Consider the following 25,418-nt stretch of genomic DNA (forward strand, 5'->3'; position numbering starts at 1 on the left):
GGCAAATCCACACCAAAGGAGGAGGGTGGAGGAGACAGGTGCAATCGTAGAGAAATTTTTTGTGCAGTGCAACAAAAAATAATGCTTCGACTATAAGGCGAATTTCTAGATTTTGGCCGAATGCATCGCGACTTGCGTCGCGCCTACGTTCCGCTCCGGGCGCTGGCGGTTCTGTGGGAGCGACGCAAGTCGCGATCGCAGCGCGCGGGATCCGCGCCGCGATTGATCGATCGCAGGATCGCGACTCGCGTCGCGCCTACGCAAACCCGCCGGAGACGAGATTCTTCGGCTGGCCAGCAACAAATTTTTCGATGACATCGACCAGCTGATCGGCCAGCGCCTGCTGCGCTTCATCCGAGGCCCAGGCGATGTGCGGGGTGAGGAGGACGTTCGGGCGGGCGGCGATGCGCATCAGCGGGCTGTCGGGCGCGGGCGGTTCGCCGTCGGTGACGTCGAAGCCGGCGCCGGAGATCAGGCCCTCGTCGAGCGCCTGCACGAGGGCGTGCTCATCCACGATGCCGCCGCGCGCGGTGTTGATCAGCAGGGGACGCCGCGCCATCGCGCGGAATTCGGGCAGGCCGACGAGGCCGCGGGTGGCCTCGGTGAGCGGACAGTGCAGGCTGATGACGTCGCTGGTCGCGAGCACCTCGTCCCAGGCCAGGTAGCTGTCGTCGCCGGGGCGTTCGCCCTTGCGCGCGGCGAACACCGGCTCCATGCCGAAGGCGCGCGCGATCGCCGCCACGCGCTGGCCGAGGTCGCCGGCGCCGACGATGCCGAGCCGGGTACCGGCGAGGTCGTGGATGGGGTGGTTGAAGAAGCAGAACTGCCCGGCGCGCTGCCATTCGCCGGCGAGCACGTCGTCGCGGTAGGGGATGAGCTGGCGGCGCAGCGCGAGCAGGAGCGCGAAGACGTGCTCGGGCACGGTGTCGCGCGCGTAGCCGCGGATGTTGCACACCGCGATCCCGCGCGCCGCGCAGGCGGCCTTGTCGACGCAGTCGGTGCCGGTGGCGGCGACCGCGACCAGGCGCAGCGCGGGCAGTTGCGCGATCGCCGCGGCGTCGAGGCGGACCTTGTTGAGGATCGCGATGGTGGCGCCGGCGAGGCGTTCGACGACCTCGGCGGGGGCGGTGCGCGCGTGTTCGGCGTAGTCGTGGGCGAAGGACGGACGGCGCAGGCGGATCTGCGGCGCGAGCGTGGCGCGGTCGAGGAAGACGATCTTTTCCATGGGGGGCTCTGTGGGGGAACGAAGCGGATCGCCGGGGCGGGCGATGGGGAGGGGGCGGTGCGGAGAGGTGGAATCGCGACTTGCGTCGCTCCCACAGGAAGACCGCGGCGCTCCGACGGCAAGAACGCGGCGCTCGCGCAGCAGGACCGCGGCGCTCGGGGTGGCTGTGGGAGCGACGCAAGTCGCGATCAAGGCGGCAGCGCTGCGCTGGGCGCAGGCGGATCGAGGCGGGCGGGAATCGCGACTTGCGTCGCTCCTACACCCGCTCCCACACCCGCTCCCACACCCGCTCCCACACCCGCTCCCACACCCGCTCCCACACCCGCTCCTACACCCGCTCCTGCATCCCGCCGCGGGCGTAGCGGGTTGTGCGGGGCGCGGCGGGGGAGGTCGCATCGGCGGCGCGGTCAAGCTGCCCGCATCGTCCGTTCACTTCTCATGCACGTAGCAGCCCGGCGCGTCGTCGAGCGCGGGATAGTCTGGGGCACCGATCGCCGGCGGCGCCACACGCGCGCCGCTGCGCGCGGCGAGCCAGTCGCTCCAGGCCGGCCACCACGAGCCTTCCTGCTCGGGCGTGCGCTCGAGCCAGTCGTCCGGCGGGACGTAGTTGCCGCCCGCGGGGCGGGTGTGCATGCGGAAGCTGCGCCGCGGGCGGCCGGGCTCGCTGACGATGCCGGCGTTGTGGCCGCCGCTGGTGAGCACGAAGCTGATCTCGGTCGGCACCAGGTAGTGCAGCTTGTACACCGAGCGCCAGGGCGCGACGTGGTCGGTGAGGGTGGCGACGCAGAACACCGGCAGCTCGATGTCGGACAGCGCCACCGGCTTGCCGCCCACCGGGTAGCGCCCCTCGCTGAGGTCGTCGTTGAGGAAGAGCCGGCGCAGGTACTGGCTGTGCATGCGCGCGGGCATGCGCGTGGCGTCGGCGTTCCAGGCCATGAGGTCGTTCATCGGCGTGCGCTCGCCCATGAGGTATTCGCCGACGACGCGCGACCACAGCAGGTCGTTGGAGCGCAGGATCTGGAACGCGCCCGCCATCTGGCCGGCGGTGAGGAAGCCGGTCTCCTCCATCTGCGCCTCGAGCAGGCTGACCTCGCTGTCGTCGATGAAGAGCGCGAGCTCGCCCGGTTCGGTGAAGTCGGTCTGCGCGGTGAACAGCGTCATCGAGCCGAGGCGCGCATCGCCGTCGCGGTCCATCGCCGCCGCGGCGATCGCCAGCAGGGTGCCGCCGAGGCAGTAGCCGGTGGCGTGCACCTTCTGCCCGGGGACGATGGCATTGATCGCGTCGAGCGCGGCGAAGAAGCCGAGCTGCAGGTAGTCGTCCATGTCGAGCTCGCGCTCGTCCGTCCCGGGGTTCTTCCACGAGATGCAGAACACGGTGTGGCCGCGCTCGACCAGGTAGCGCACCAGCGAGTTGTGCGGCGAGAGGTCGAGGATGTAGTACTTCATGATCCAGGCCGGCACGATCAGCACCGGCTCGGCGTACACGTCGGCGGTGGCGGGCGCGTACTGGATGAGCTCGATGAGGCGGTTGCGCAGCACCACCTTGCCCGGGGTGACCGCGACGTCGCGGCCGACGACGAAGTCCTCGGCGCCGGCCGGCGGGGCGCCGCCGACGAGGCGCTCGAAGTCCTCGACGGCGTGGACGGCGCCGCGCGCGAGGTTCATGCCGCCGCTCGCCAGGGTCTGGCGCAGCACTACCGGGTTGGTGGGCAGGAAGTTGCCCGGCGAGAACATGTCGAGCAGCTGGCGCGCGGCGAAGGCGACGACCTGCTCGTGATGGCGCGAGACGCCGGCCACGCCGTGGGTGGCGGCGTCCCACCATTCCTGGCCGAGCAGGAAGGACTGGTGCATCAGGTTGAAGGGCCAGGCGTGCCACTCGGGCGCCTGGAAGCGGCGGTCCTGCGCGGGCGGCTCGATGCACTCGTGCGCGGCGCTGCCCGCCGGGGCGATGGCGAGCTGCTGTGCGTAGCGCAGCAGGCGGCGCATCTGCGCGATGCCGAGGTCGGCGAGCTCCATGCGCTTGCCCGGCGAGACCGCGAGGTGGCCGGCCCAGTCCACCGTCGCGAGCAGCAGCGCGATCGGCGACACCGAGGCGGTGGCGCGCGCGATCGCCGCGTGCACCCGGCGATCGAGCGGGTTGCGCGGCGGTGGCGGGGCGAAGGGCTCGGCGAAGCGACCGGCGTGAGTGGGCGGGGTCGCGCGTTTGCTGGGCGGGTTCATCCTGTACTTGCCTCCATGCATCCGGTTCAGCGGGCTTGCGTGTCCTTGCGCGCTGCGTCGGCCGCCCGCAGGTCGTCGAGGGCGGTTTCGAAATCGAAGTTGCCGATGCGCTCCTCGAAGTGCGCGAAGCGCTCGCCGAGAACGTTTCGCAGCAGCCCGCGGTGGGCTTCGAGCAGTTCGCGCACCGCGATGTCGCCGAGGGTGAGCTGGTGCTCGACGGTGGCGACGATCTCCGCGATCCGTGCCGGCGCCGCTTCGACGCAGTCCTCGTCGGATCGCTCCGGAGCGGACGCTGCGTCGGCTGCGGCTTCGCGTGTCGCCGCCTCCAGGTCTGCGCAGAAACGGGTGGTGCGAGCGGCCAGCGCGCTCGCGGCTTCATGCAGCGGACCGGCCTGCATGGATTGTGCCTCGTCCGCCAGGCCACTGACCACCCGGGCTTCCAGCTCGGCGGCGGCAAGGCTCAGTGCGGTCGCGCCGATCGTGGCCGCACCGCCCTTGATCGAGTGGGCGGCGCGGCGCAGGGCGACGGCATCACCCGCGTCGATCGATTCCTGCAGGAGCTTGCCGTAGTCGCTCTCCGCGAACAGGCGCAACAGCCCGAGGTAGATCTCCCGGTCGTCGAGGACGTACTGCAGACCTGTCGCGACATCGAGCTCGTGGAGCCCCGCGAGGGGGGCGAGGGGATCGTCATCCACGGGTTCCTCGCCCGCCTGGACTGCCGGCGGGGTGGGCAGGTCGGCGGCCGGGGCGTCGGTGGGAAGCCAGCGCCAGATCTTCTCGCACAGGGCCTGCGGCTCGACCGGCTTGGTGATGTGGTCGTTCATCCCCGCGTCGATGCAGCGCTGGCGATCCTCTGCGAAGGCGTTGGCGGTCATCGCCAGGATGGGCAGCTTGCGCAGCTCGTCGCGGCTGCGCAGGAGGCGGGTGGCGGTGATGCCGTCCATGACCGGCATCTGCATGTCCATGAGGATGAGGTCGTAGCGGGTGGTGCTTGCCATGTCGACCGCCTCCTGTCCGTTCTCCGCGGTATCGATCACCGCTCCGGTCCCACGCAGGATGGCGACGGCGACCTCGCGGTTGACGGGGTTGTCTTCGGCGAGGAGGATGCGCCGCCCGCACAGCCGGTCGTGTTCGGCGCAGGGGGGGGCGCCGGCGGCTGCGCTCGGTTGCCGGCCCGCGCTGGCGGGGCGCAACTGCAGCGGCACCTCGACCCAGAAGGTGCTGCCCTTGCCCAGCGTGCTGTCGACGCCGATCCTGCCGCCCATGAGTTCGGTCAGGCGGCGCGAGATCGCCAGGCCGAGGCCGGTGCCGCCGTACTTGCGTGTGGTGGACGGATCGGCCTGCTCGAAAGGCTGGAACATGCGCTCGCACTGGCTCGCATCCACGCCGATGCCGGTGTCGGCGACCTCGAAGCGCACGATCGACTGCTCCCCCGTGGTGGACAGCACGCGGCCGCGGATCGCCACGCTCCCGTGTGGCGTGAACTTCACCGCGTTGCTGGCGAAGTTGAGCACGATCTGGCCAAGGCGCAGCGCGTCGCCGCGCACCCTGTAGGGCAGCATGTCGAGGTCGAGCGAGAGCTGCAGGCCCTTCTGCTCGGCTTGCTCGCGCACCAGTTCCAGCGTGCCCTCGAGCATCGCCCCGGGGTCGAAGTCATTCGCTTCGAGATCCAGCCGCCCGGCCTCGATCTTCGACAGGTCGAGGATGTCGTTGATGATCTGCAGCAGGTGCCGGGCCGCGGTGATGATCTTCTCCAGCCGGGCCTTCTGTTCGTCCTCGCGCAGATCCCTGGCGAGCAGGTGGCCGAGTCCGATGATCGCGTTCAGCGGCGTGCGGATCTCGTGGCTCATGTTGGCGAGGAACTCGCTCTTGGTGCGGTTGGCGACCTCGGCGGCGTCGAGTGCGGTGTGAAGCGCGGCGGAGCGTTCGGCGACGAGCTGTTCGAGGTGGTGGCGGTGGTGCTCCAGCTCCTCGAGCATGCGGCGCTTTTCGGTGATGTCCTGCTTGATCGCGAGGTAGTGCGTGATGCGCCCGTCGGGCTGGCGGATGGGCGAGATCTGCGCCTGCTCGATGTATTCGCCACCGTCCTTGCGCCGGTTGACCAGCTCGCCGCGCCAGGGCTCTCCCTTGACGAGAGCGTCCCAGAGTTGGGCATACACCTCCGCGGGGGTCTTGTCCGACTTGAGCAGGCGCGGGTTGCGACCGATCACCTCTGCGCGCGTGTAGCCGCTGGTGTTCAGAAAGGCATCATTCACGTATTCGATGCGGGCCTCGGTGTCGGTGATGAGGACCGCGTTGGGGCTCTGCTCGATCGCCATGGAGAATTTCTTCAAGGCCTGCAAGGCCTGGTGTTCGGCCGACACGTCCTGCCAGATGCCGAGCAGGTAGTCCTGGCCGTGCAGGCGGATCACCCGGATGTGCACCCTGGCCTCGAGCAGCCTGCCGTCGGATGCGCGGTGGACCGTCTCGAAATTCGCGCTGCGCCGGGCAACGATGTCCCGGGCCAGGGCCTCGAGCTGGGCCGGCTGGAGCTCGGCCTGGATGTCCATGACGCTGCGCTGGCGCAGCTCGGCTTCGGTGTAGCCGAGTGCCTGTCGCGAGTAGGCGTTGGCCCGGAGAAAGCGCAGCGTCACCGGGTCGACCAGCTCGATCGCGCATGGCGCCTGCTCGATCACCGCCTTCATCAGGGTCTCGTCGTCCTTCTGGGCGAGGCGGGTTTCACGGAAACCGAGCAGGGCCTGCGCCAGTTCGCCGAGACGGTCGCCTTTTTTCGCCGCCAGTCGGGTGAGCGCCTCGTAGTGTTCCGCTTCGAGTTGGTCCTGCGCCATCCTGCGCAGCGCATCGGCCAGTGTGTTGCGGTCATTGGCGAGCCGCTTCGCCAGGGTGAAGGCGAGCAGGAGCGTAAGCACGATCACGGTCAGGCTCGTGCTCAGGCTCTGGTCGAGCCGGCGCTGGATGATGTGGATCGCGTCGGCGTTCTTCTCGGCTGCGTCGGCCGTCACCGCAATCGCCAGTTCTTCGGTGTGGCGGACGAGCGCGTTGTGGAGCCGATCGGCGTCGGCGAGGTCGAGTGCGGCGGCCCGCGGCTCGCGTGCATCGGTTGCGAGCAGGGGCAGCACGAGGGTCCGATAGGATTGCAGGCTCGCCTTGGCTTGCGCATGCGACGCTTGGGCGGTCGACCAGACGCCGATCGCATCGAAGCGGCTCTCGAGTGCGGCGAGCTGGTTGTCGAGCCACAGTGCAGCAAGCGCCTGCGCGGCCGGATCCGGGCCAGGGGCCACGCCCGGCATGACGATGCGGTGCAGTTCGGCATGGATGCGACCAAGCAAGTCGCCGACCTCGTCCACCGCGGCGATCTGCTCGAGACGGAGATGGGTTTCGCGCTCGATGTCCGCGGTGGCGTCCTTCAGGCGTACATGGCCCAGAAGGCTGGTCGCGCTCAGGATCGCCGCCATCAGCAGGACCGGCAGCAGGAAGTCGGCGAGGTTGCGCAGCCGATCGCGCGACACGACGTTGATCATGGGCGAGGCTCCCGGCCGCTCAGGCCTCGGCGAAGCGTTGTGCGACCTCGGCGAAGGCGGGGCGCAATTCAAGGAATGCGTCCACGATGACCGGGTCGAAGTGGCGGCCGCGTTCGGCGACGATGATCCGGGTCACGTCCTCCGGCGCCAACGGTTCCTTGTAAACGCGCCGCGAGCTCAGTGCGTCGAAGACGTCGGCGAGCGCCATGAGGCGCGCGGAAACGGGAATCTGGCGGCCTTGCAGGCCTGCGGGGTAGCCGCTGCCATCCCATTTCTCGTGATGGCTGAGCGCGATCTCGCGTGCGGTTTCCATGAACGCGAAAGCGCCCCCCGGCAAGGCCCCGTCTCCGCTCCGGCTGTTTGCCGCCTGCGCCATGGCGCGGGTGATCGCATCCGCGCCGATCACCGGATGTTTCTTCATGATCTCGAATTCTGCGGACGTCAGGCGCCCCGGCTTGAGGAGGATCGAGTCCGGGATGCCGACCTTGCCGATGTCGTGCAGGGGGGCGCTGCGCACGATGATCTCGAGGCGCTCGCCTGCGAGCGCCGCGCGGTAGTCGGGGTGCCCGGCCAGATGGTGGGCGAGAAGCTCGACGAAGGACTGCGTGCGCAGGATGTGGTGGCCGGTTTCGATGTCGCGCACTTCGGCAAGGCAGGCGAGCGCGGAGAGGCTGAGGTCGCGGATCAGCGCGTTCTCGTTCGTGCGGCGGGCGACTTCGCGTTCGAGCCATGCGTTCTCGTCGTGCAGGCGCTCGCGCGCCTTGGCAAGCTCGATGTGGGTGCGTACCCGTGCAAGCACGATGTCGGGATTGAACGGCTTGGTGATGTAATCCACCGCGCCGAGGGCGAGGCCGTGCGTCTCGCCCTCCACCGAGTCCATCGCGGTGACGAAGATGACCGGGATGTCGCGCGTCGCCGCGTCGGCCTTGAGGGCCTGCAGCACCTGGTAGCCGTCCATGTCCGGCATCATGACGTCGAGCAGGATCACGTCGGGCAGCGCGCCGATGGTGACCGCATGCAGTGCGCGCTCTCCCGAGATGGCGGCGCGGACACGATAGTGCGGGCGCAGCGTCTCGCCGAGGATGGTGAGGTTCTCGGGCGTGTCATCGACGATGAGGACGGTGCTTCGTGTGCTGCTGTCGGCGGGCATGGCCTGGATTCCGCGGGTTAGGCGTGGCCGATTGTACTCGGGTCGGGGAGTCGGATACCTGCGCCTAAATATCAATAAAGAAGAAAACGTCACATTCAACTTTATCGAAAATTCCTTTCGGGGTGCCGCGGCTTAGTTCTCGGTCGAGCGCGATCGACCGCCCCGGCGGCGTGCCGCGGCGCCCTTGCGGGCGTGGTCGTGGCGGAGTTCAGCCCTGCATCGTCCCGATCGTGTGGCGCAGGCGATGGTGCGCCAGCGCCAGGAAGACCGCGCCGATCGCCGCCACCATCGCGAAGGCCGGCCACACCACGTCCAGTCCGGCGCCGCGGAAGAGGATCGACTGCGCGAGCGACACGTAGTGCGTGGTCGGCGCCAGCCCCATGATGGTCTGGATGGCCTCGGGCATGCTCTCGCGCGGGGTCACGCCGCCGGAGAGGATCTGCAGCGGCAGCAGGATCAGGATGGACATCAGCCCGAACTGCGGCATCGAGCGTGCGATCGTGCCCATGTAGATGCCGATCGAGGCGGCGGCGAAGAGGTAGAGCAGGGTGCCGGCGCCGAAGAGCAGCGCCGACCCGGCCACGTCGATGCCGAGCACGCCCTTCACCATCACCTGCAGCGAGAAGGACGAGGCCACCAGCACCACCACGCCCATCGACCAGATCTTCGACAGCATGATCTCGAGGGGGGTGACCGGCATCACCAGCAGGTGCTCGATGGTGCCGTGCTCGCGCTCGCGGATCAGTGCGGCGCCGGTGAGCAGGATGCCGAGCATGGTGACGTTGTTGATGATCGCGTTGATCGCGGCGAACCAGCTCGCCTCGAGGTTGGGGTTGAACATCGCGCGCGGCACGAGCTCGACCGGCTGCGGCGCCGGGGCGCGCATGCGCTGCACGAAGGCGCGCACCTCGTCGGCGAGGATGTTCTGGATGTAGGCCGCGCCGGTCTGCGCCTGGCCCTGGCGGGTGGCGTCGATGTTGAGCTGCAGCGCCGGGCTGCGTCCGGCGAGCACGTCGCGCTGGAAGTTCGGCGGGATGTCGAGCACGAAGGTGTGGCGGCCGGCGTCGAGGCCGCGGTCCATGTCGGCGAGGCCGACGTGCTCGGGCGGCAGGAACTGCGGTGGCTGCAGTGCGGCGACGATGCGGCCGGAGAGCTGGGAGCCGTCCTCGTCCACCACCGCGATCGCGGCGCGCGACAGGCTCTCCGGCTTGGCGCGCGCGTCGGCGTAGATCGAGGCGCTGAACATGAACACGATCAGGAAGACCATCGCGAGGTCGCGCGACAGGCTGCGGAACTCCTTGAGGCCGAGGTTCCAGGTGTTGCGCAGGTGGGTGGTGCGAGTCGCGTGGCCCGTGTGGTTCGGCGGGCCGGGCCGGCTCGGCGCGTTTGGTGCGTCTGGCGGGCCAGGCGGGCCTGGCGGGTGCCGGGGGATGGGATGGCGGACCATGGTGGCGGGTCTCACTTGGCCTGCTTCTTCAGCAGCAGCGCCGACAGCAGCGTGAGCACGGGGATCGCGAGCGCGAGCGGCACGAAGGCGCCGGCGAGGTCGGCGAAGCCGAGCGCCTTGGAGAAGGTGCCGCTGGCGATGGTGAGGAAGTGGGTGGTGGGGTAGATCGCGCCGATCCAGTAGCCGCCGCCTTCGAGCGCGCTCACCGGGTCCATCAGCCCGGAGAACTGGATCGCCGGCAGCAGGGTCCCGATCGAGGTGCCGGCGAGTGCGGCGATCTGGCTGTTGGTGAGCGTGGAGGCGAGCAGGCCCAGGCCGGTGGTGGCGGTGACGTAGAGCAGCGCACCGGTGGCGAGCGCGAGGAAGCTGCCCTTGAACGGCACCTGGAAGAGCGTGACCGCGAGCACGAAGAGCAGCGCGAAGTTGAACATCGACAGCGCGATGTAGGGCAGCTGCTTGCCGAGCAGGAACTCGAGCCGGGTCACCGGGGTGGTGTAGACGTTGAGGATGGAGCCGAGCTCCTTCTCGCGCACCACGCCGAGCGCGGTGAGCATGGCGGGGATGAAGACCAGCAGCAGCGGGATCACCTTGGGCACCATCGACACCAGGCTGAGCAGCTCGGGGTTGTAGCGGTAGCGCGGCTCGACGCTGGCGAGCGCGCGCACCGGGCCGGCGCCGGATTCGGCGATCACGTCGGCGAGGGTCTGTGCGTGCACGCCGCCGACGTAGGCGCGCGCAAGCTCGGCGCGCAGCGGCATCGAGCCGTCCAGCCACACCGCCACCTGCGGCGCGTGGCCGCGCGCGAGGTCGCGGCCGAAGCCGGGCGGGATCTCGATCGCCATCGCCAGCTTGCCGGCACGCATGCGCGCGTCGAGGTCGGCGTGGCCCTCGAGCGGCGCCTGTTCGAGGAAATAGCGCGAGCCGGCGATGCGCAGGGTGTAGCTCTGGCTGCCGACACTGCGGTCGTGGTCGAGCACCGCGTAGTGCAGGTCCTCGACGTCCATGGTGATGCCGTAGCCCATCACCAGCATCAGCACCAGGCTGCCCAGCAGCGCCAGCGTGAGCCGCACCGGATCGCGGCGCAGCTCGGTGGCCTCGCGCGCCGAGAAGCTCGCCAGGCGGGCGAGGCTGAAGCGGGCGAGGCGATCGGCGGGCCGGGATGTGGGAGCGACGCGAGTCGCGATTCCGGTGCCCGGAATCGGCGTGCTCGCTTCGGTGCCTGCAACGCGCGCCGTCGCGTCGGCATCGCCTGAATCGCGACTTGCGTCGCTCCCACGTCGCGGCTCCGGGGGTGTGATGGGTTTGTAGGAGCGACGCAAGTCGCGATCGGGCGTTGCAGCAGGCGCCGTCGCGGAGGGCGGTGCGACGCCGCTCGCCTCTTCCAGATACGAGATGAACGCGTCCTCCAGGCCCTCGCAGCCGCGCGCGGCGGCGAGGGCGGCCGGGGTGTCGCTGGCGAGGATGCGCCCCGCGTGCATCAGCGAGATGCGGTCGCAGCGCTGGGCCTCGTTCATGAAGTGGGTGGTGATGAAGATGGTCACGCCGTCCTTCCTCGACAGGTCGGCGATCAGCGCCCAGAAATGGTCGCGCGCGACCGGATCGACGCCCGAGGTGGGCTCGTCGAGGATCAGCACGTCGGGCCGGTGCAGCACCGCCACCGCGAGCTGCAGGCGCTGGCGGAGGCCGAGCGGCAGGGCGTCGGGCTGGATGTCCATCACCGGGGCGAGGTCGAAGCGGCGCGCGAGCTCGGCGATGCGGGAGGCGGCCTCGTCCGCGGGCAGGTGGAAGAGGCGCGCGTGCAGGTCGAGGTTCTGGCGCACCGAGAGTTCGCCGTAGAGCGAGAAGGACTGCGACATGTAGCCCACGCGGCGGCGCGTCTCGATGTTGGTCGCGTCCAGCCTGCGCCCGAGCAGCAGCGCCTCGCCGGCGCTCGGTTCGAGCAGGCCGGTGAGCATCTTCATGGTTGTGGACTTGCCGCAGCCGTTGGAGCCGAGGAAGCCGAAGATCTCGCCGCGGCGCACCTGCAGATTCACGTCATCCACCGCGACGAAGTCGCCGAAGCGCATCTGCAGGCCGCGCGCCTCGATGACCACCGCGCCGGTCTCGATCGGCGGGATCTCCAGCCGGCGATGTTCGCGCCGGCGCGCTTCGGGCAGCAGGGCGATGAAGGCCTCCTCCAGGGTGTCGGCGCCGCCGGCCGCGCGCAGCTCGGCGGGCGTGCCGGTGGCGAGCACGCGGCCGGCGTCCACCGCCACCAGCCAGTCGTAGCCCTCGGCCTCTTCCATGTAGGCGGTGGCGATCAGCACGCTCATGCCCGGGCGGTCGGCGCGGATGCGCGCGATGAGCTCCCAGAACTGCCGGCGCGACAGCGGATCGACGCCGGTGGTGGGCTCGTCGAGGATGAGCAGGTCGGGGTCGTGGATGAGCGCGCAACACAGACCGAGCTTCTGCTTCATGCCGCCGGAGAGCTTGTTGGCGGGGCGGTCGGCGAAGGCGGCCATGCCGGTCGCGGCGAGCAGCGTGTCGATGCGGCGCCGGCGCTCGGCTGCGGACTGGCCGAACAGACGGCCGAAGAAGTCGATGTTCTCGAACACCGACAGGGTGGGGTAGAGGTTCTTGCCCAGGCCCTGCGGCATGTAGGCGATGCGCGGGCAGACGCGCGCGCGGTGGCGGGCGTCCGCCATGTCGCCGCCGAGCACCTCGACGGTGCCGCGCTGGATCCTGCGCGCGCCGGCGACGAGGCCGAGCCAGGTGGACTTGCCCACGCCGTCGGGGCCGATGAAGCCGACCATGCAGCCGGCGGGGAGGTCGAGCGTGAGCGCGTCGGCGGCACGCGTGTCGCCGTAGCGGTGGTGGACATCGACGAGGCGGACGACCGGTGGCAGGGCGGTTGCGGCCGGTGCGGGCGATGCGCTGTCCGGTCGGGCGGAGGGTGTGTCCGAGGCGCCGGGCAAGGCGGCCCGCGTGCCGTTCGTGCCGTCCCGTCGAGTGCTCACGGCAGCCTCGGCTGCAGCGCGGGCGGCCACTCGCGCTGCGCGTCCAGGCGCAGGTGGGCCATGCCGGGCAGGCCGGTCTTGACCTGTTCGGGGTACCTGGCGAGGAGTTCGGGGTCGATGCGTGCCTTGACGCGGAAGACCATCTTCTGGCGCTCGCTCTGCGTTTCGACGGTCTTGGGCGTGAACTGGGCGACGCTGGCGACGTAGGACACCCTGGCCGGGATCACGAAGGCCTGCGCGGCGTCGAGCACGATGCGCACCTCGCTGCCGAGGGCCACGCGGCCGGCGGCCATCTCGGGCAGGAAGAAGGTCATGTAGACATCGCCGACGTCGACCAGGCTCACCACCTTGCCGCCACCGCCCACCACCTCGCCCGGCTGCACCACGCGGTACTGCACGCGGCCACTGCGCGGGGCGCGCAGCTCGCCGTCGGCGATCTCGGTCTCGAGGCGGGCGACCACCGCCTCGGCGGCGCGGATCGCGGCCTCGGCCTGCTGCACCTGGGCCTCGGCGGCGCGCACGCCGGCGCGGGCGGCGACGATGCGGGCCTCGGCGACGTGGATGCTGGCCTCGGCGGTGCGCGCACGGGCGGCATCGTCGTCGGCCTTCTGCGCGGAAGTGGCACGATCGTTCAGCAGCGCCTGCGAGCGCGCCGCGGTGCGGCGGGCGACGTCGTATTCGGCGCGGCCCTGCACCAGCACCGCCTCGGCCATGGTCACGTCGGCCTGGCGCTGGGCGACCTGGGCGCGCGCGGTCTCGCGGGCGCTGTGGGCGTTGGCGACTTCGGCACGCGCCTGCGCGAGCTGGGCCTGCAGGGACTTGACGTCCATGCGCGCGATCACGTCGTCGCGCGTGACGAAGTCGCCTTCGTTAACCAGGATCGCGTCCACCCGCCCGGGCGCCTTGGCGGCGACATCGACCTCGGTGGCCTCGATGCGGCCGTTGCCGCGCACGAAGCTGCCGTCGTCCGGAGCGGGGCGCAGGAACTGCCAGGCGCCGGCCGCGGCCAGGACGAGGACACCGGCGCCCAACCAGGCCAACCGGCCGGATCGTTTCATGCTCATGAGATTCTCCTCGGGCGGAGCTCTGCGATGTGTTCGTAGTATTTCAACACTTGTTGGATAAGGAGTCAAGCTGGGGTCAGGTCTTTCATTTGCTCATCTGCGGTGGGAACGGGTGCGACCTCGCCTTTCGTGCCGCCCGATTCGGGCCAGCCGGCGTGGCCGCCGGAGAGATTCGACCGGAACCGACTCGATGCATGTTGTACCATCCCGCCTCGATTCCTTCTCCTTTTCCAGCATGTCCGATCTTGCCGAACACGCCCGTACCGTGCGCGGCCGTGGCCGTCCGCGCGGTCCGGACGCGAACTATCGTGCACGCCTGCTCGACGCTGCCCTCGACGCTTTCGGGGCGCAGGGCTTCGAGGCGGCGGGGCTGCGCGCGATCGCGGCGAGCGCGGGCTGCGACGTGTCGATGGTGGCGCACTATTTCGGCTCCAAGGCCGAACTGTGGGCCGCGGTGGTGGACCGCATCGAGGCGCAGGTGCGCGCCGACCTGGCCGCCCTCGACATGCTCTCTCCCGCGGCGGGGCCGATCGAGCGGCGCGTCGTGGCCGCCGTGGAGGCGATGTTCGTGCAGGCGGTGCGCCAGCCGCAGGCGATGCGCTTCGTGATGCGCCAGATGACCGACCCGGGCGAGCGCCTGGACGAACTCGTCGCGCGCGTGGTCGAGCCGGTGCATGCCGTCTTCCTGCCGCTGTGGCAGGAAGCGATCGACGCGGGGATCTTCCGCATGCGCAGTGCGCTCGCGCTGCAGACCTTCGTGTTCGGGGCGATCTCGTACGCGGTGGCGGCGGCGCCGGTGCTGGCGCGCATGAGCGGTGGCGAGATCGACCTCGCGCGCCTGCAGCGCGAATTCATGGACGGCCTGTTCGCCCGCCTCGCGCGCGGCGAAGCCGATGCGGACGCATCCGATACCGCGGAGGAAGGACGATGAGCGCGGCGCCGCGGCACGAAGCCCGCGCGGGCGAGGCCCTGCTGGCCGGAGACGGCGTTGCCGCGGTCCTGCGCCTGCGCGGCGACTGGACGCTCGCCCACCATGCCGCGCTGCGCCGCCAGGCCGATGCGCTGCGTGGCCGCATCGACGCCGCGACGCGGGTCGAGCTGGCCGAGCTCGGCACCCTCGACACCGCGGGCGCACGCCTGCTGCACGGCTTGCTCGGCGGCGAGCGCGTCGCCGCCCTGCTTGCCGACGAGGGTGCGCTGAGCCGCGAGCGGCGCGCGCTGCTGAAGGCCGTGGCCGATGCGATCGAAGGCCGCGAGGAGCGCCCTGCCGCGGACGAGGGCTACGCGCTCGGCGACGTGCTCGCCCACATCGGCCACACCATGCTGGTGTTCTGGCGCCACGTGAGCGCGCTCACCGGCTTCATCGGCCTGATCCTGGAGACTGCGCTGCGCGTGAGCGTGCAGCCGCGGCGCTGGCGCGTGACCGCGCTGGTCGCCAACCTCGAGCGCACCGGCCTCGACGCGGTGCCGATCATCGCGCTGCTGACCTTCCTGGTCGGCGCGGTGGTCGCCTTCCTCGGCGCCACGGTGCTGCAGAACTTCGGCGCCAGCATCTTCACGGTCGACCTGGTGGCCTACTCGTTCCTGCGCGAGTTCGGCGTGCTGCTCACCGCGATCATCGTCGCCGGCCGCACGGCGAGCTCCTTCACCGCGCAGATCGGCTCGATGCGCGCCAACGAGGAGATCGACGCGATCCGCGTGCTCGGCCTCGATCCGGTCGAGCTGCTGGTGCTGCCGCGCGTGTATGCGCTGCTGGTCGCGCTGCCCATCCTGACCTTCGTGGCGATGATCGCGGGCATCGTCGGCGGCATGCTGGTGTCGGCGATGACGCTGGATATCTCGCCGGTGCTGTTCCTGTCGCGCATCGAGGACAACGTCGGGCTCATCCACTTCTGGGTCGGCATGGCCAAGGCGCCGATCTTCGCCTTCCTGATCGCGGTGATCGGCTGCCTGGAAGGCTTCCGCGTGCAGGGCAGCGCGCAGTCGGTGGGCGAGCACACCACTTCGGCCGTGGTGCAGTCGATCTTCGTGGTGATCGTGGTGGATGCGATCGCGGCGCTGTTCTGCATGGAGATGGGGTGGTGACGGCGGGGCTGGCGAGCGCCGCATCCGATCCGCGCGACAACATCGTCGAGGTGCGCGGCGTGCGCAACCAGTTCGGCGCCCAGGTGGTGCACGACCAGCTCGACCTCGACGTGCGCCGCGGCGAGATCCTCAGCGTGGTGGGCGGCTCGGGCACGGGCAAGTCGGTGCTGCTGCGCACCATCGTCGGCCTCAACCGGCCGCGCGCGGGCAGCGTGCATGTGTTCGGCGAGGACCTGCTGAGCCTGCCCGACGCGCGCCGCAAGCAGGTCGAGCGCCGCTTCGGCGTGCTGTTCCAGAAGGGCGCGCTGTTCTCGTCGCTGACCGTGGCCGAGAACGTGGCGCTGCCGTTGATCGAGCACGCCGGGATGTCGCGCCGCGAGGCGGCGGAGCTGGCGGCGCTCAAGATCGCGCTCGCCGGACTGCCGGCGCTCGCCGGCGACAAGTTTCCGTCGGATCTGTCGGGCGGCATGGTCAAGCGTGCGGCGCTGGCGCGCGCGCTCGCGCTCGACCCCGACATCCTCTTCCTCGACGAACCCACCGCCGGCCTCGACCCGATCGGCGCCGCGGCCTTCGACCAGCTCATCCTCACCCTGCGCGACGCGCTCGGGCTCACGGTGTTCATCGTCACCCACGACCTCGACACCATCTACACCATCACCGACCGCGTCGCCGTGCTGGCGCAGAAGAAGGTGCTGGTCAACGCCGGTCTGGACGAGGTCGCCGCCACCGACGACGCCTGGATCCGCGAATACTTCCACGGCCCGCGCGGCCGCGCAGGCCGTGCCCGCTGCATCGGAGAACAACTGACATGGAAACCCGCGCCCATCATGTGCTGATCGGCCTCTTCACCGTGCTCGTCGTCGGCGCCGCGCTGATGTTCGCGCTGTGGCTGGGCAAGAGCGACGCCGACCGCCAGTTCGAGGTGTACGACATCGTCTTCCAGGAGGCGGTCTCCGGCCTGTCCAAGGGTGGCACGGTGGAGTTCAACGGCATCAAGATCGGCGACGTGGTCAGCCTGCGCCTCGATCCCGCCGATGCGCGCCGCGTCATCGCCCGCGTGCGCGTGGACAGCGCCGCGCCGGTGCGCAGCGACACCCGCGCCCGCCTGGTGCCTGCCGGCATCACCGGCTTGACCATGATCCGCCTGACCAGCGGCGAGGATCCGGCGAGCACGCCCCTGGTGTCCAAGGGCGACGAGGTGGCGCGCATCATCGCCGCGCCTTCGCCGCTGAGCCGCCTGCTCGCCGACGGCGAGGACGCGATCACCAACGTGAACGACCTGCTGGTGCAGGCGCGCGAGCTGCTCTCGGCCGACAACGTGGCCTCGTTCGGGCGCACGCTGGGCAACCTGGAGCTGGCCACCGGCGCGCTCGCCGCGCAGCGCGAGGACCTCAACGCCGCGTTGCGCGAGGTCACCCAGGCCAGCCGCGACGCCAGCACTGCGCTCGCCGAGGCTGCCCGCATGCTCGGCTCGGCCAACAGGCTGGTGGAGGTGCAGGGCACGCAGACCCTGGACAGCGCACGCGACGCGATGCGGGCCTTCGAGCGCGCGATGGGCACGGTCGACCGCCTGATCGCCGACAACCGCGCGCCGCTCGACGGCGGCATGCGCGGCCTGGCCGAGATCGGCCCCGCGGTGGCGGAGCTGCGCACCACGCTGGCTTCGCTGCGCATCATCACCCGCCAGCTCGAGAGCCGTCCCGCCGACTACCTGCTCGGCCTCGAACCGACCAAGGAGTTCACCCCGTGAGATCGTCGTCCTTCCTTCCGCGCCGCGGCGCCGGCCCCGCGCGCCCGCGTCGGGCGTTCGCCGCGGCGGCGCTGTGCGTGATCGCGCTGCTGCCGGCCTGCAGCGTGCTGCCCGAGGCCGCGCCGCTCGACGTGTATGTGCTGCCGGTGTCGACGGGCGCGCCCGGTGCTTCGGCGAACATGTCCCCGGGCAACCCCATCGCCAGCCCTGCGGCGACGTCCACTCCCGCGGGCGGCGCCCCGTCCGCCTCCGCAGCCGCCCGCGCGCTGCCGTGGTCGCTGCGCGTCGTGCGTCCGGCCGCCGGCGTGCATCTGGCCGGCCAACGCATCGTGGTGATGCCGGAGGGCAACCGGGTGAGTGTCTACCAGGGCGCGGGCTGGAGCGATCCGGCGCCCGCGCTGCTGCGCGACCGCCTGCTCGAAGCCTTCCGCGCCGACGGCCGGGTGGGTGCGTTGAGCAGCGACGAGCGCCAGCTGCATGCCGATTTCGAGCTCGACAGCGACCTGCGCGCCTTCCAGAGCGAATACCGTGGCGGCCGCCCCGAGGCGGTGCTGCGCCTCGACGCGCGCCTGGTGCACACCGCCAGCCGCCGCATCGTCGCCAGCCGGACCTTCGAGCAGCGCCAGCCCACCGCGGACCCCGCCGTGCCGGCCGTCGTCCAGGCCTTCGGCGCCGCCGCCGACCGCCTGTCGGCCGAGGTGGTGGAGTGGACCGTGCGCGAGGCTGCGGCGGTGCGCTGAGCCCGGAGCGTCGGATCGCGACTCGCGTCGCTCCCACAAGAAACCGCCGCGCCTAAGGGGCGACGGGCGCGACGCCGGTCGCGATGCGGCGCACGACGGACCGCCGAGCGGATCTCCGGCGCAGGGATCGCGGCTCGCGTCGCTCCCATGGGAGATCGATCGCTGTCACGGCCCGGGGTGGGCGTCGCGGCGACGGCGGTGCGCGGTCTTTTGTGGGAGCGACGCAAGTCGCGATCGCGGCGCTTCCGTCCGCGCCACGACTCCCGCAGGCTGCAGTCGCGACTCGCGTCGCTCCCACGAGAAACCGCCGCGCCCGGGGGCGACAGGCGCGACGCCAGTCGCGATGCGGCGCACGACGGACCGCCGAGCGGATCTCCGGCGCAGGGATCGCGGCTCGCGTCGCTCCCACGGGAGATCGATCGCTGTCACGGCCCGGGGTGGGCGTCGCGGCGACGGCAGTGCGCGGTCTTTTGTGGGAGCGACGCAAGTCGCGACCGCGGCACTTCGGTCCGCGCCACGACTCCCGCAGGCTGCAATCGCGACTCGCGTCGCTCCCACAAGACGTCGTGGTGCATCCGGACGCGTCAAAGGGTAACGCGGCCGGAACGCAGCACAACGCGTCGCTCCCACAAGACGTCGTGGTGCATCCGGAGGCCGGCGAAGTCAGACCTCGCCGGCTTCGAGCTGGCGGCGGATCTCGAGGAGCTTCTCGCGCCGTGCCGGACTGGTCTCGGGGTAGTGCAGGTCGAGCCCCGCGAGGGTGTCGACCAGGATCTGCGAGACGATCAGGCGGGCGTTCTTCTTGTCGTCGGCCGGCACCACGTACCATGGGCAATCGGGCGTGCTGGTGGCGCGCAGGCAGTCGGCGTAGGCGGCCATGTACTTGTCCCAGTGCTTGCGCTGCTCGATGTCGCCTTCGTCGAACTTCCAGTTCTTGTCTTCCTCGTCGATGCGGGCGATCAGGCGGTCGCGCTGCTCGTCCTTCGAAAGGTGCAGGAAAATCTTGACGATGCGCGTGCCGTTGCGGTGCAGGTGGGCCTCGGCGTCGACTATGGAGCGGAAGCGTTCGCCCCAGAAGTCGCGCGCGGCCAGGGTCTCGTCGGGCAGCTGCTGGCCGCGCAGGATCTCGGGGAGCACGCGCACGATCAGCACCTCCTCGTAGTACGAGCGGTTGAAGATGCCGATGCGGCCGCGCTCGGGCAGCGCGACGTGGGTGCGCCACAGGAAGTCGTGGTCGAGCTCGGTGGGGCTCGGGTGCTTGAAGCTGAACACCTGGCAGCCCTGCGGGTTGATGCCCGACATGACGTGGCGGATGGCGCCGTCCTTGCCGGCCGCGTCCATGGCCTGGAAGATCACCAGCAGCGAGTAGCGGTCGTGGGCGTAGAGCATCTCCTGCAGCTCGGCCAGGCGCTCGGTGCCGGCGTCCAGGCGCTCCTCGTAGTCGCTCTTCGAGTCGTAGACGGCGCGGACCTTGGTCGGCCAGTCGGCGAGGTCGACCTTCTTGCCGCCCTCGACGCGAAACTCGGCGATGTCGATCGGTTTGTGCTTGCTCATCGGATGCTCCGTCTGGTTGGGGTGGGCCGAAGCGGGCGTGCGGGACATTGTCCGCCTCCTTGCGGCCGACGTCATGCACCGGATGCGCGCGAGTCGTGGCGCGAGCGGCCCGCACCGGAGCTGCACGGGGAGGCTCGGCGCGACCACCCGCAGAGGAGCCCCGCGCGGGAGAAGTCGAACGCGGCACGCGGCGAAGTCGCTTGCGTCGCTCCTGCAGGCGATCCGAGGATGTGTCGGTTCTGCAGGAGCGACGCAAGTCGCGATCGGCGCCTGGCGAGGCGCCCGCTCAGCCGCTCTTGCGCGCCCCGTATCGCCGCTGCAGCGCCTTCTCGGCCTCGATCACGAGGAAGACCAGCGCGCCGATCGCGAGCGGGGGCAGCCAGTATTCGAGCGCGAGCGGGGTGGTGCCGAACCAGGTGTTCATGAAGGGCAGGTAGACGAAGCCGAGCTGCAGCAGGGCCAGGACCAGCACCGAGACCTGCGCCGCCGGGTTGGTGAACAGGCGCGCGGGCGAGAGGCTGGGGGCGGTGAGGAAGCGGCTGTTGAAGAGGTACCAGGCCTGCGCGACCACCAGGGTGTTGACCGCCATCGTGCGCGCGGCCTGCAGTTCCATGCCCTGCAGCAGCGAATACTCGAACGAGACGATGGTGGCGCCGCCGATCAGCAGCGACACGAAGCCCACCCGCCACAGCATCGCGCCGTCCATGATCGGCGCGCCGGGGCGCCGCGGCGGGCGCTGCATGACGCCCGGCTCGGCGGGCTCGAAGGCGAGCGCAAGCGCCAGCGTGACCGCCACCACCATGTTCACCCACAGGATCTGCACCGGGGTCAGCGGCAGGGTGAGGCCGAGCACCACCGCGGCGAGCATCACGAAGCCCTGGGCGCCGTTGGTGGGCAGGATGAAGAGGATGGCCTTGCGCAGGTTGTCGTAGATCGTGCGACCTTCCTCGACGGCGCGCTCGATGGTGGAGAAGTTGTCGTCGGCGAGCACGATCTCGGCGGCCTCCTTGGTGGCCTCGGTGCCCTTGATGCCCATCGCCACGCCGACGTCGGCGCGCTTGAGCGCGGGGGCGTCGTTGACCCCGTCGCCGGTCATTGCCACCACCTCGCCGCGCGCCTGCAGGGCCTCGACCAGGCGCAGCTTGTGCTCGGGGCTGGTGCGCGCGAAGAGGTCGCAGTCGTGGGCGATCCGCTGCAGTTCCTCGTCGCTGGCGGCCTCGATCTCGGCGCCGGTGATCACCTTCAGCGCGTCGGCCGTGCCCAGGCCCATCTCGATGCCGATTGCGCGCGCGGTGCCGGCGTGGTCGCCGGTGATCATCTTCACGCGGATGCCGGCTTCGTGGCAGGAGCGGATCGCCGCGATCGCTTCCGGGCGCGGCGGGTCGATGATGCCGATGAGGCCGAGGAAGACCATGTCCTCCTGCAGGTCCTCGATGACGAGCGCGTCCTTGCTGTCGGGAACGTCGCGCGCGGCGGCGGCGAGCACGCGCAGGCCTTCGCCGCTCAGCGCGTCGATGCGCTCCTCCCAGAAGGCACGGTCGAGCGCCACGAGCTCGCCGTCGGCGCCGAGCTCGTGGCGGCAGCGCTCGAGCAGGCGGTCGGGCGCGCCTTTCAGCAGGATGCGGCGCTGCCCGCAGGGGGCGGTGTCGAGCGTGGCCATGAACTTGTTGGCCGACTCGAAGGGGATGCTGTCGTGGCGCTGGTGCGCGCCGGCGTCGAAGCCGGCCTTGTGCGCGAGCGTGCGCAGCGCGCCCTCGGTGGGCTCGCCGGTGACCTTCCACTGGCCGTCCTCTTCGGCGACGTGGGTGTCGTTGGCGACCGCGACGACCTCGATCAGCGCGTGCAGGTGGTCGTGGTGCGCCAGGCTGGCGACCTTGCCTTCGAGGGTGATCTCGCCCTCGGGGCGGTAGCCGGTGCCGCTGACCTCGTAGAAGCCGCCGCGGGTGAGGACGTGGCGCACGGTCATCTCGTTCTTCGTCAGCGTGCCGGTCTTGTCCGAGCAGATCACCGTGACCGAGCCGAGCGCCTCGACCGCGGTGAGCTTGCGCGTGATCGCGTTGCGCCGCGCCATGCGCTGTACGCCGAGCGCGAGCGTGATGGTGAGGATGGCGGGCAGGCCTTCGGGGATGGCCGCGACCGCGAAGCCGATCGCGGCGAGGAAGACCTCGGCCAGCGGCTGCTCGTGCACTGCGAGGCCGACGCCCAGCATGAGCAGCGCCAGGCCGACGATGAGCACCGACAGGATCTTGCTGAACTGCGCCATCTGCCGGGTGAGCGGGGTCTGCAGGGGCTGCACCTCGGCGATCAGGCGGTCGATGCGGCCGAGCTCGGTGTCGGGCCCGGTGGCGACGGCCACGCCGATGCCCCGCCCGGCGGCGACCAGGGTGCCCGAATAGGCCATGCCGAAGCGGTCGCCGACGCCGGCGGCGGCCTCGACCGCGGCGGTGTTCTTGTCGGCGGGGACCGACTCGCCGGTGAGCGCGGACTCCTCGATGCGCAGGTTGGTGGCCTCGATCAGGCGCACGTCGGCGGGCACGCGGTCGCCCGAGCGCAGGCGCACGATGTCGCCGGGCACCAGGCCGTCGGCGTCCACCGCGCTCCAGTGTCCGTCGCGGCAGGCCTCGGCACGCAGGGACAGCATCTTGCGGATGCCTGCAAGCGCCTCCTCGGCCTTGCCTTCCTGAATGAAGCCGATGATGGCGTTGATGACCACCACGCCGAGGATGACGCCGGTGTCGATCCAGTGGCCGAGGCTCGCCGTGATCGCGGCGGCGCCGAGCAGCACGTAGATCAGCACGTCGTTGAAATGCTTGAAGAAGCGCTTGACCACGCCGTCCCGGGGCGGCTCGGGCAGGCGGTTGGGGCCGATCTCGGCGAGACGTCGTGCGGCCTCGTCCGCAGAGAGGCCCGTCGGGCTGCTGTCCAGCGCTGCGAGGACCTCGTCGGCCGCGCGGGCGTGGGCGTTCTCGATGGGGGAAAGCTGGGCGGTTCGCGGGCTCATGTCCGTGCTCCGTGCCGGTGCGGATGCGCTGTGCGCAGGATGCCGCGCGCGCGATCGAAAGCAAGAGGCTTGTGCAAGCCTGCGGCGCGGATGTTGCGCTGCATTAATACAGACCGTCGCTCCCGCCGAAGTTCAAAAAAAGACCCCGCGTGCTGCAGGGTCCGGAGTCGTGGGGGCGTGCACAGGGCCGCTCACTCGGTATCGTAGCCGAGCAGGCGGCCTTCGATGATGCGTTGCGCAACCGCCTCGGGCACGTCGGTCTCCCACTCGCCGCGGCCGCGGCGCAGGCCGGTGAGCACCTCACCGATGTCGATGTGCAGGTGGGTGTCGTCGTGCGGCTGCACCGCCACCAGCTTGTCGTTTTCCTTGAGGTGGGCGAGCAGGTGGCGCAGGTTGGCGGGGACGGCCACGTTGTCGAGCGTCACCGTGGCCGAGGCGTCGGTGCCGCGCGGGCGGGACGGATACACATAGACGTGGGTGTTGTCCGGGAAAAGCTTGCCGAAGGCCTCGAGGATGCCGCCCTCCAGGCCTTCGTAGTATTTCTCGTCGAACAGGAAGGCGAAGTCGCGCACCGACAGCACGATCCCGATCGGCTTCTGGGTGTAGCGGCGCAGGTAGGCGCGCAGGCGGAAGAAGCGCACATAGTCCGAGATCATCACCGTGTAGCCCTGCGAGGCGAGCAGATCGATGCGGGCGAGGAAGTCGGCGCCGTCCACGTTGTCGCCGCTGATCAGCGAGTTCATGGTGATCTCGGCGAGCGAGACGATCTCCTTGTCGTCGACCGCGGCGAGCTGGCTGAACTGGCGCAGGCCGGCGGCCATCATGTCCACATTCACCAGGGTCACCGGCTTGAAGCTGCCGCGCATCACCATCACCGGCTTGCGGTAGAGGAGCTCGCCCGGCACCACCACCTCGCCCTGCGGGTTGAAGACCACCGCGCGCGTGAGCCAGCTGCGGATCAGGTGCAGGTTCATCAGGCGGTTTTCCACTTCGTCGAAATACGGGCCGGAGAAGTGGATCAGGTCGACCTCGATGCGCTCGGAGCCGAGCCCGTCGGCGAGACCTTCCACCACCCACTCGGGCTGGTCGTGGTGGAAGAAGGCGCCGTGGATGAGGTTGACGCCGAGGATGCCGAGCGCCTCGGACTGCAGCGCGTTGTCGTTGTCGAGCATGCGCACGTGCATGACCACGTCGCTCGGCGCGGCGCCCGGGTGCAGCTGCAGGCGGATGCCGACCCAGCCGTGGCATTCGTTCTTCTGCTTGAAGCTGCGCGCGGTGACGGTGGCGGCGTAGGCGAAGAAGGTGGTGTTCTTCGGCCGCACGTGGGCGAGGCGGGCGACGACCTGGGTGAACTCCTTGTCGAGCATCTGCAGCAGGCGGGCACGGCTGACGTAGCGGTCGACGTGGCCGTAGATGTCGTCGCTGACCGCCATGTCGTAGGCCGACATGGTCTTGGCGATGGTGCCGGCGGCGGCGCCGACGTGGAAGAAGCGGCGCGCCACCTCCTGCCCTGCGCCGATCTCGACGATGGAGCCGTATTTGTACTTGTCCAGGTTGATGGCGAGCGCCTTCTGGTCGGTGCTCAGCGTCGTGTCGCGTTTGCGCATGGCGGATCCTTCTTTGCGGGCAGGAGGGGAGGGGATTACTTGAGCGCGAAGCCGAGCGCCTGGAGCGCCTCGACCAGGCGGTGGCGGCCGGAGAGCGTCTCGGGGCCGGCGATGCGCTTGGACGAGTGCACGCTCCAGGTGCCATGCACGTTCATCTTCTGCTCCGCGTAGAAGCGCGTCATCGCGCGGTCGTAGGCGGCGATGCCGGCGTCCTGGGCGTCGAGCGAGTAGCGTTCGTGGTGCAGCACCACCGCTTGCGGCGGGCGCGGCTTGATGTCGGCCGGGCGCGCCGGATCGGGACGGCCGACGCACATGCCGAACACCGCGAACACGCCGGGCGGCAGGCCGAGCAGCGCGGCGACCTCTTCGGGGTGGTTGCGCATGCCGCCGATGTACACCATGCCGAGGCCGAGCGATTCGGCCGCCGCCGCGCCGTTCTGCGCGGCGAGCGCGGCGTCGATGACGCCGGTGAGGAACATCTCGAGGTAGTCCAGGCCCTCGGCCGGGCGCCCGAGGCCGGTGGCGATGCGGCGCAGGCGGGCGAGGTCGGCGAGCCACACGAGCTGCAGCGGCGCCTCGCGCACGTGGGCCTGGTCGCCGGCGAGCTCGGCCAGCCTGGCGCGGCGATCGGCGTCGCGCACCGCGACCACGCTCCACACGTTGAGGTTGGACGAACTCGCCGCCGATTGCGCGGCGGCGACGATCGCGGCGAGCTCGGCATCGGTGACCGGGTCGGGCAGGTAGGCGCGCACCGAGCGGTGGTCGAGCAGGTGCTCGACGAGCGGGTTGAGGGCGATCTCGGCGGGGATGGATTCCTGGCCGTAGCGGGCTTGCAGGCGGGAAGAGGGGGGGGGCATGGTTGCTCCTTGCACGATCGGCGGCGATACTCGCTCGCAAGCGGCAAGTATATCGACAGTGGATGCGGCGCCCCGCAGCCCGGGTGCGAGCGACGAGGGCGCTTGCCGCGGCGATCGGGCGGGTGAAGCACTTTGCCGGTCATAAACATAATTTCGATCAAGAATGGTGCGCTGCGTTAACGTCAACGTAAAATAGCGGGA

The 25,418-nt window shown here is 70.3% G+C and carries 16 protein-coding genes; 5 read left to right on the plus strand and 11 right to left on the minus strand.

Annotated elements, in window-relative coordinates; translation table 11 throughout:
• Nucleotides 1–256: 256 nt before the first annotated feature.
• The 7 genes from ACZ5PP_RS17955 to ACZ5PP_RS17985 form a co-directional block, all read right to left on the minus strand.
• Entirely contained in the window at nucleotides 257–1,225 is a 969-nt protein-coding gene (locus tag ACZ5PP_RS17955) for a D-2-hydroxyacid dehydrogenase (protein WP_004313705.1), read from the minus strand.
• A 429-nt stretch (nucleotides 1,226–1,654) separates the two neighbouring features.
• Nucleotides 1,655–3,445: a PHA/PHB synthase family protein gene (locus ACZ5PP_RS17960; RefSeq protein ID WP_276661773.1), complete on the minus strand. Its 1,791-nt coding sequence runs from the start codon at nucleotides 3,443–3,445 to the stop codon at nucleotides 1,655–1,657.
• 26 nt (nucleotides 3,446–3,471) lie between these two features.
• Entirely contained in the window at nucleotides 3,472–6,966 is a 3,495-nt protein-coding gene (locus tag ACZ5PP_RS17965) for a PAS domain-containing hybrid sensor histidine kinase/response regulator (protein ID WP_464826420.1), read from the minus strand.
• Nucleotides 6,967–6,985: 19 nt separating this feature from the next.
• Entirely contained in the window at nucleotides 6,986–8,116 is a 1,131-nt protein-coding gene (locus tag ACZ5PP_RS17970) for a response regulator (protein ID WP_464826421.1), read from the minus strand.
• Nucleotides 8,117–8,324: 208 nt separating this feature from the next.
• The gene (locus ACZ5PP_RS17975) at nucleotides 8,325–9,563 is read right to left on the minus strand and encodes an ABC transporter permease (protein WP_004313697.1); all 1,239 of its coding nucleotides are present in this window, start codon (nucleotides 9,561–9,563) and stop codon (nucleotides 8,325–8,327) included.
• A gap of 11 nt (nucleotides 9,564–9,574) precedes the next feature.
• Nucleotides 9,575–12,559 carry a ribosome-associated ATPase/putative transporter RbbA gene (gene rbbA / locus ACZ5PP_RS17980; RefSeq protein WP_464826422.1) on the minus strand — a complete coding sequence of 995 codons (2,985 nt, stop codon included), beginning with the start codon at nucleotides 12,557–12,559 and terminating at the stop codon, nucleotides 9,575–9,577.
• Nucleotides 12,556–13,623 carry an HlyD family secretion protein gene (locus ACZ5PP_RS17985; RefSeq protein ID WP_082047669.1) on the minus strand — a complete coding sequence of 356 codons (1,068 nt, stop codon included), beginning with the start codon at nucleotides 13,621–13,623 and terminating at the stop codon, nucleotides 12,556–12,558. The genes rbbA and ACZ5PP_RS17985 overlap by 4 nt, the downstream gene beginning before the upstream one ends.
• Nucleotides 13,624–13,858: 235 nt before the next feature.
• Here ACZ5PP_RS17985 and ACZ5PP_RS17990 point away from each other — a divergent pair, with 235 nt between their 5' ends.
• Genes ACZ5PP_RS17990 through ACZ5PP_RS18010 form a run of 5 tightly spaced genes read left to right on the plus strand, consistent with a single transcriptional unit; the run spans nucleotide 13,859 to nucleotide 18,198 of the window.
• Nucleotides 13,859–14,554 carry a TetR/AcrR family transcriptional regulator gene (locus ACZ5PP_RS17990; RefSeq protein WP_273423670.1) on the plus strand — a complete coding sequence of 232 codons (696 nt, stop codon included), beginning with the start codon at nucleotides 13,859–13,861 and terminating at the stop codon, nucleotides 14,552–14,554.
• Entirely contained in the window at nucleotides 14,551–15,708 is a 1,158-nt protein-coding gene (locus tag ACZ5PP_RS17995; protein WP_012584895.1) for an MlaE family ABC transporter permease, read from the plus strand. The genes ACZ5PP_RS17990 and ACZ5PP_RS17995 overlap by 4 nt, the downstream gene beginning before the upstream one ends.
• The gene (locus ACZ5PP_RS18000; protein ID WP_464826423.1) at nucleotides 15,705–16,544 is read left to right on the plus strand and encodes an ABC transporter ATP-binding protein; all 840 of its coding nucleotides are present in this window, start codon (nucleotides 15,705–15,707) and stop codon (nucleotides 16,542–16,544) included. The genes ACZ5PP_RS17995 and ACZ5PP_RS18000 overlap by 4 nt, the downstream gene beginning before the upstream one ends.
• Nucleotides 16,517–17,458 (plus strand): MlaD family protein, encoded by a 942-nt coding sequence (locus ACZ5PP_RS18005; RefSeq protein WP_004326372.1) that lies wholly within the window; start codon nucleotides 16,517–16,519, stop codon nucleotides 17,456–17,458. Before ACZ5PP_RS18000 ends, ACZ5PP_RS18005 begins: the two co-directional genes overlap by 28 nt.
• On the plus strand, nucleotides 17,455–18,198 hold the full coding sequence (locus tag ACZ5PP_RS18010) for an ABC-type transport auxiliary lipoprotein family protein (RefSeq protein ID WP_012584897.1): 744 nt from the start codon (nucleotides 17,455–17,457) through the stop codon (nucleotides 18,196–18,198). Before ACZ5PP_RS18005 ends, ACZ5PP_RS18010 begins: the two co-directional genes overlap by 4 nt.
• A gap of 663 nt (nucleotides 18,199–18,861) precedes the next feature.
• On the opposite strand, the gene ACZ5PP_RS18015 is transcribed toward ACZ5PP_RS18010, so the two are convergent.
• From ACZ5PP_RS18015 to ACZ5PP_RS18030, 4 genes are all read right to left on the minus strand, one after another.
• Nucleotides 18,862–19,752 (minus strand): ADP-polyphosphate phosphotransferase, encoded by an 891-nt coding sequence (locus ACZ5PP_RS18015; protein WP_012584898.1) that lies wholly within the window; start codon nucleotides 19,750–19,752, stop codon nucleotides 18,862–18,864.
• A 286-nt stretch (nucleotides 19,753–20,038) separates the two neighbouring features.
• On the minus strand, nucleotides 20,039–22,753 hold the full coding sequence (locus ACZ5PP_RS18020; RefSeq protein WP_464826424.1) for a cation-transporting P-type ATPase: 2,715 nt from the start codon (nucleotides 22,751–22,753) through the stop codon (nucleotides 20,039–20,041).
• A gap of 191 nt (nucleotides 22,754–22,944) precedes the next feature.
• Nucleotides 22,945–24,360: a hypothetical protein gene (locus ACZ5PP_RS18025; protein WP_004302485.1), complete on the minus strand. Its 1,416-nt coding sequence runs from the start codon at nucleotides 24,358–24,360 to the stop codon at nucleotides 22,945–22,947.
• A 35-nt stretch (nucleotides 24,361–24,395) separates the two neighbouring features.
• On the minus strand, nucleotides 24,396–25,217 hold the full coding sequence (locus tag ACZ5PP_RS18030; protein WP_004302484.1) for an NADPH-dependent oxidoreductase: 822 nt from the start codon (nucleotides 25,215–25,217) through the stop codon (nucleotides 24,396–24,398).
• Between the last annotated feature and the right edge of the window lie 201 nt (nucleotides 25,218–25,418).

The sequence above is a fragment of the Thauera sp. DNT-1 genome (assembly GCF_055393985.1).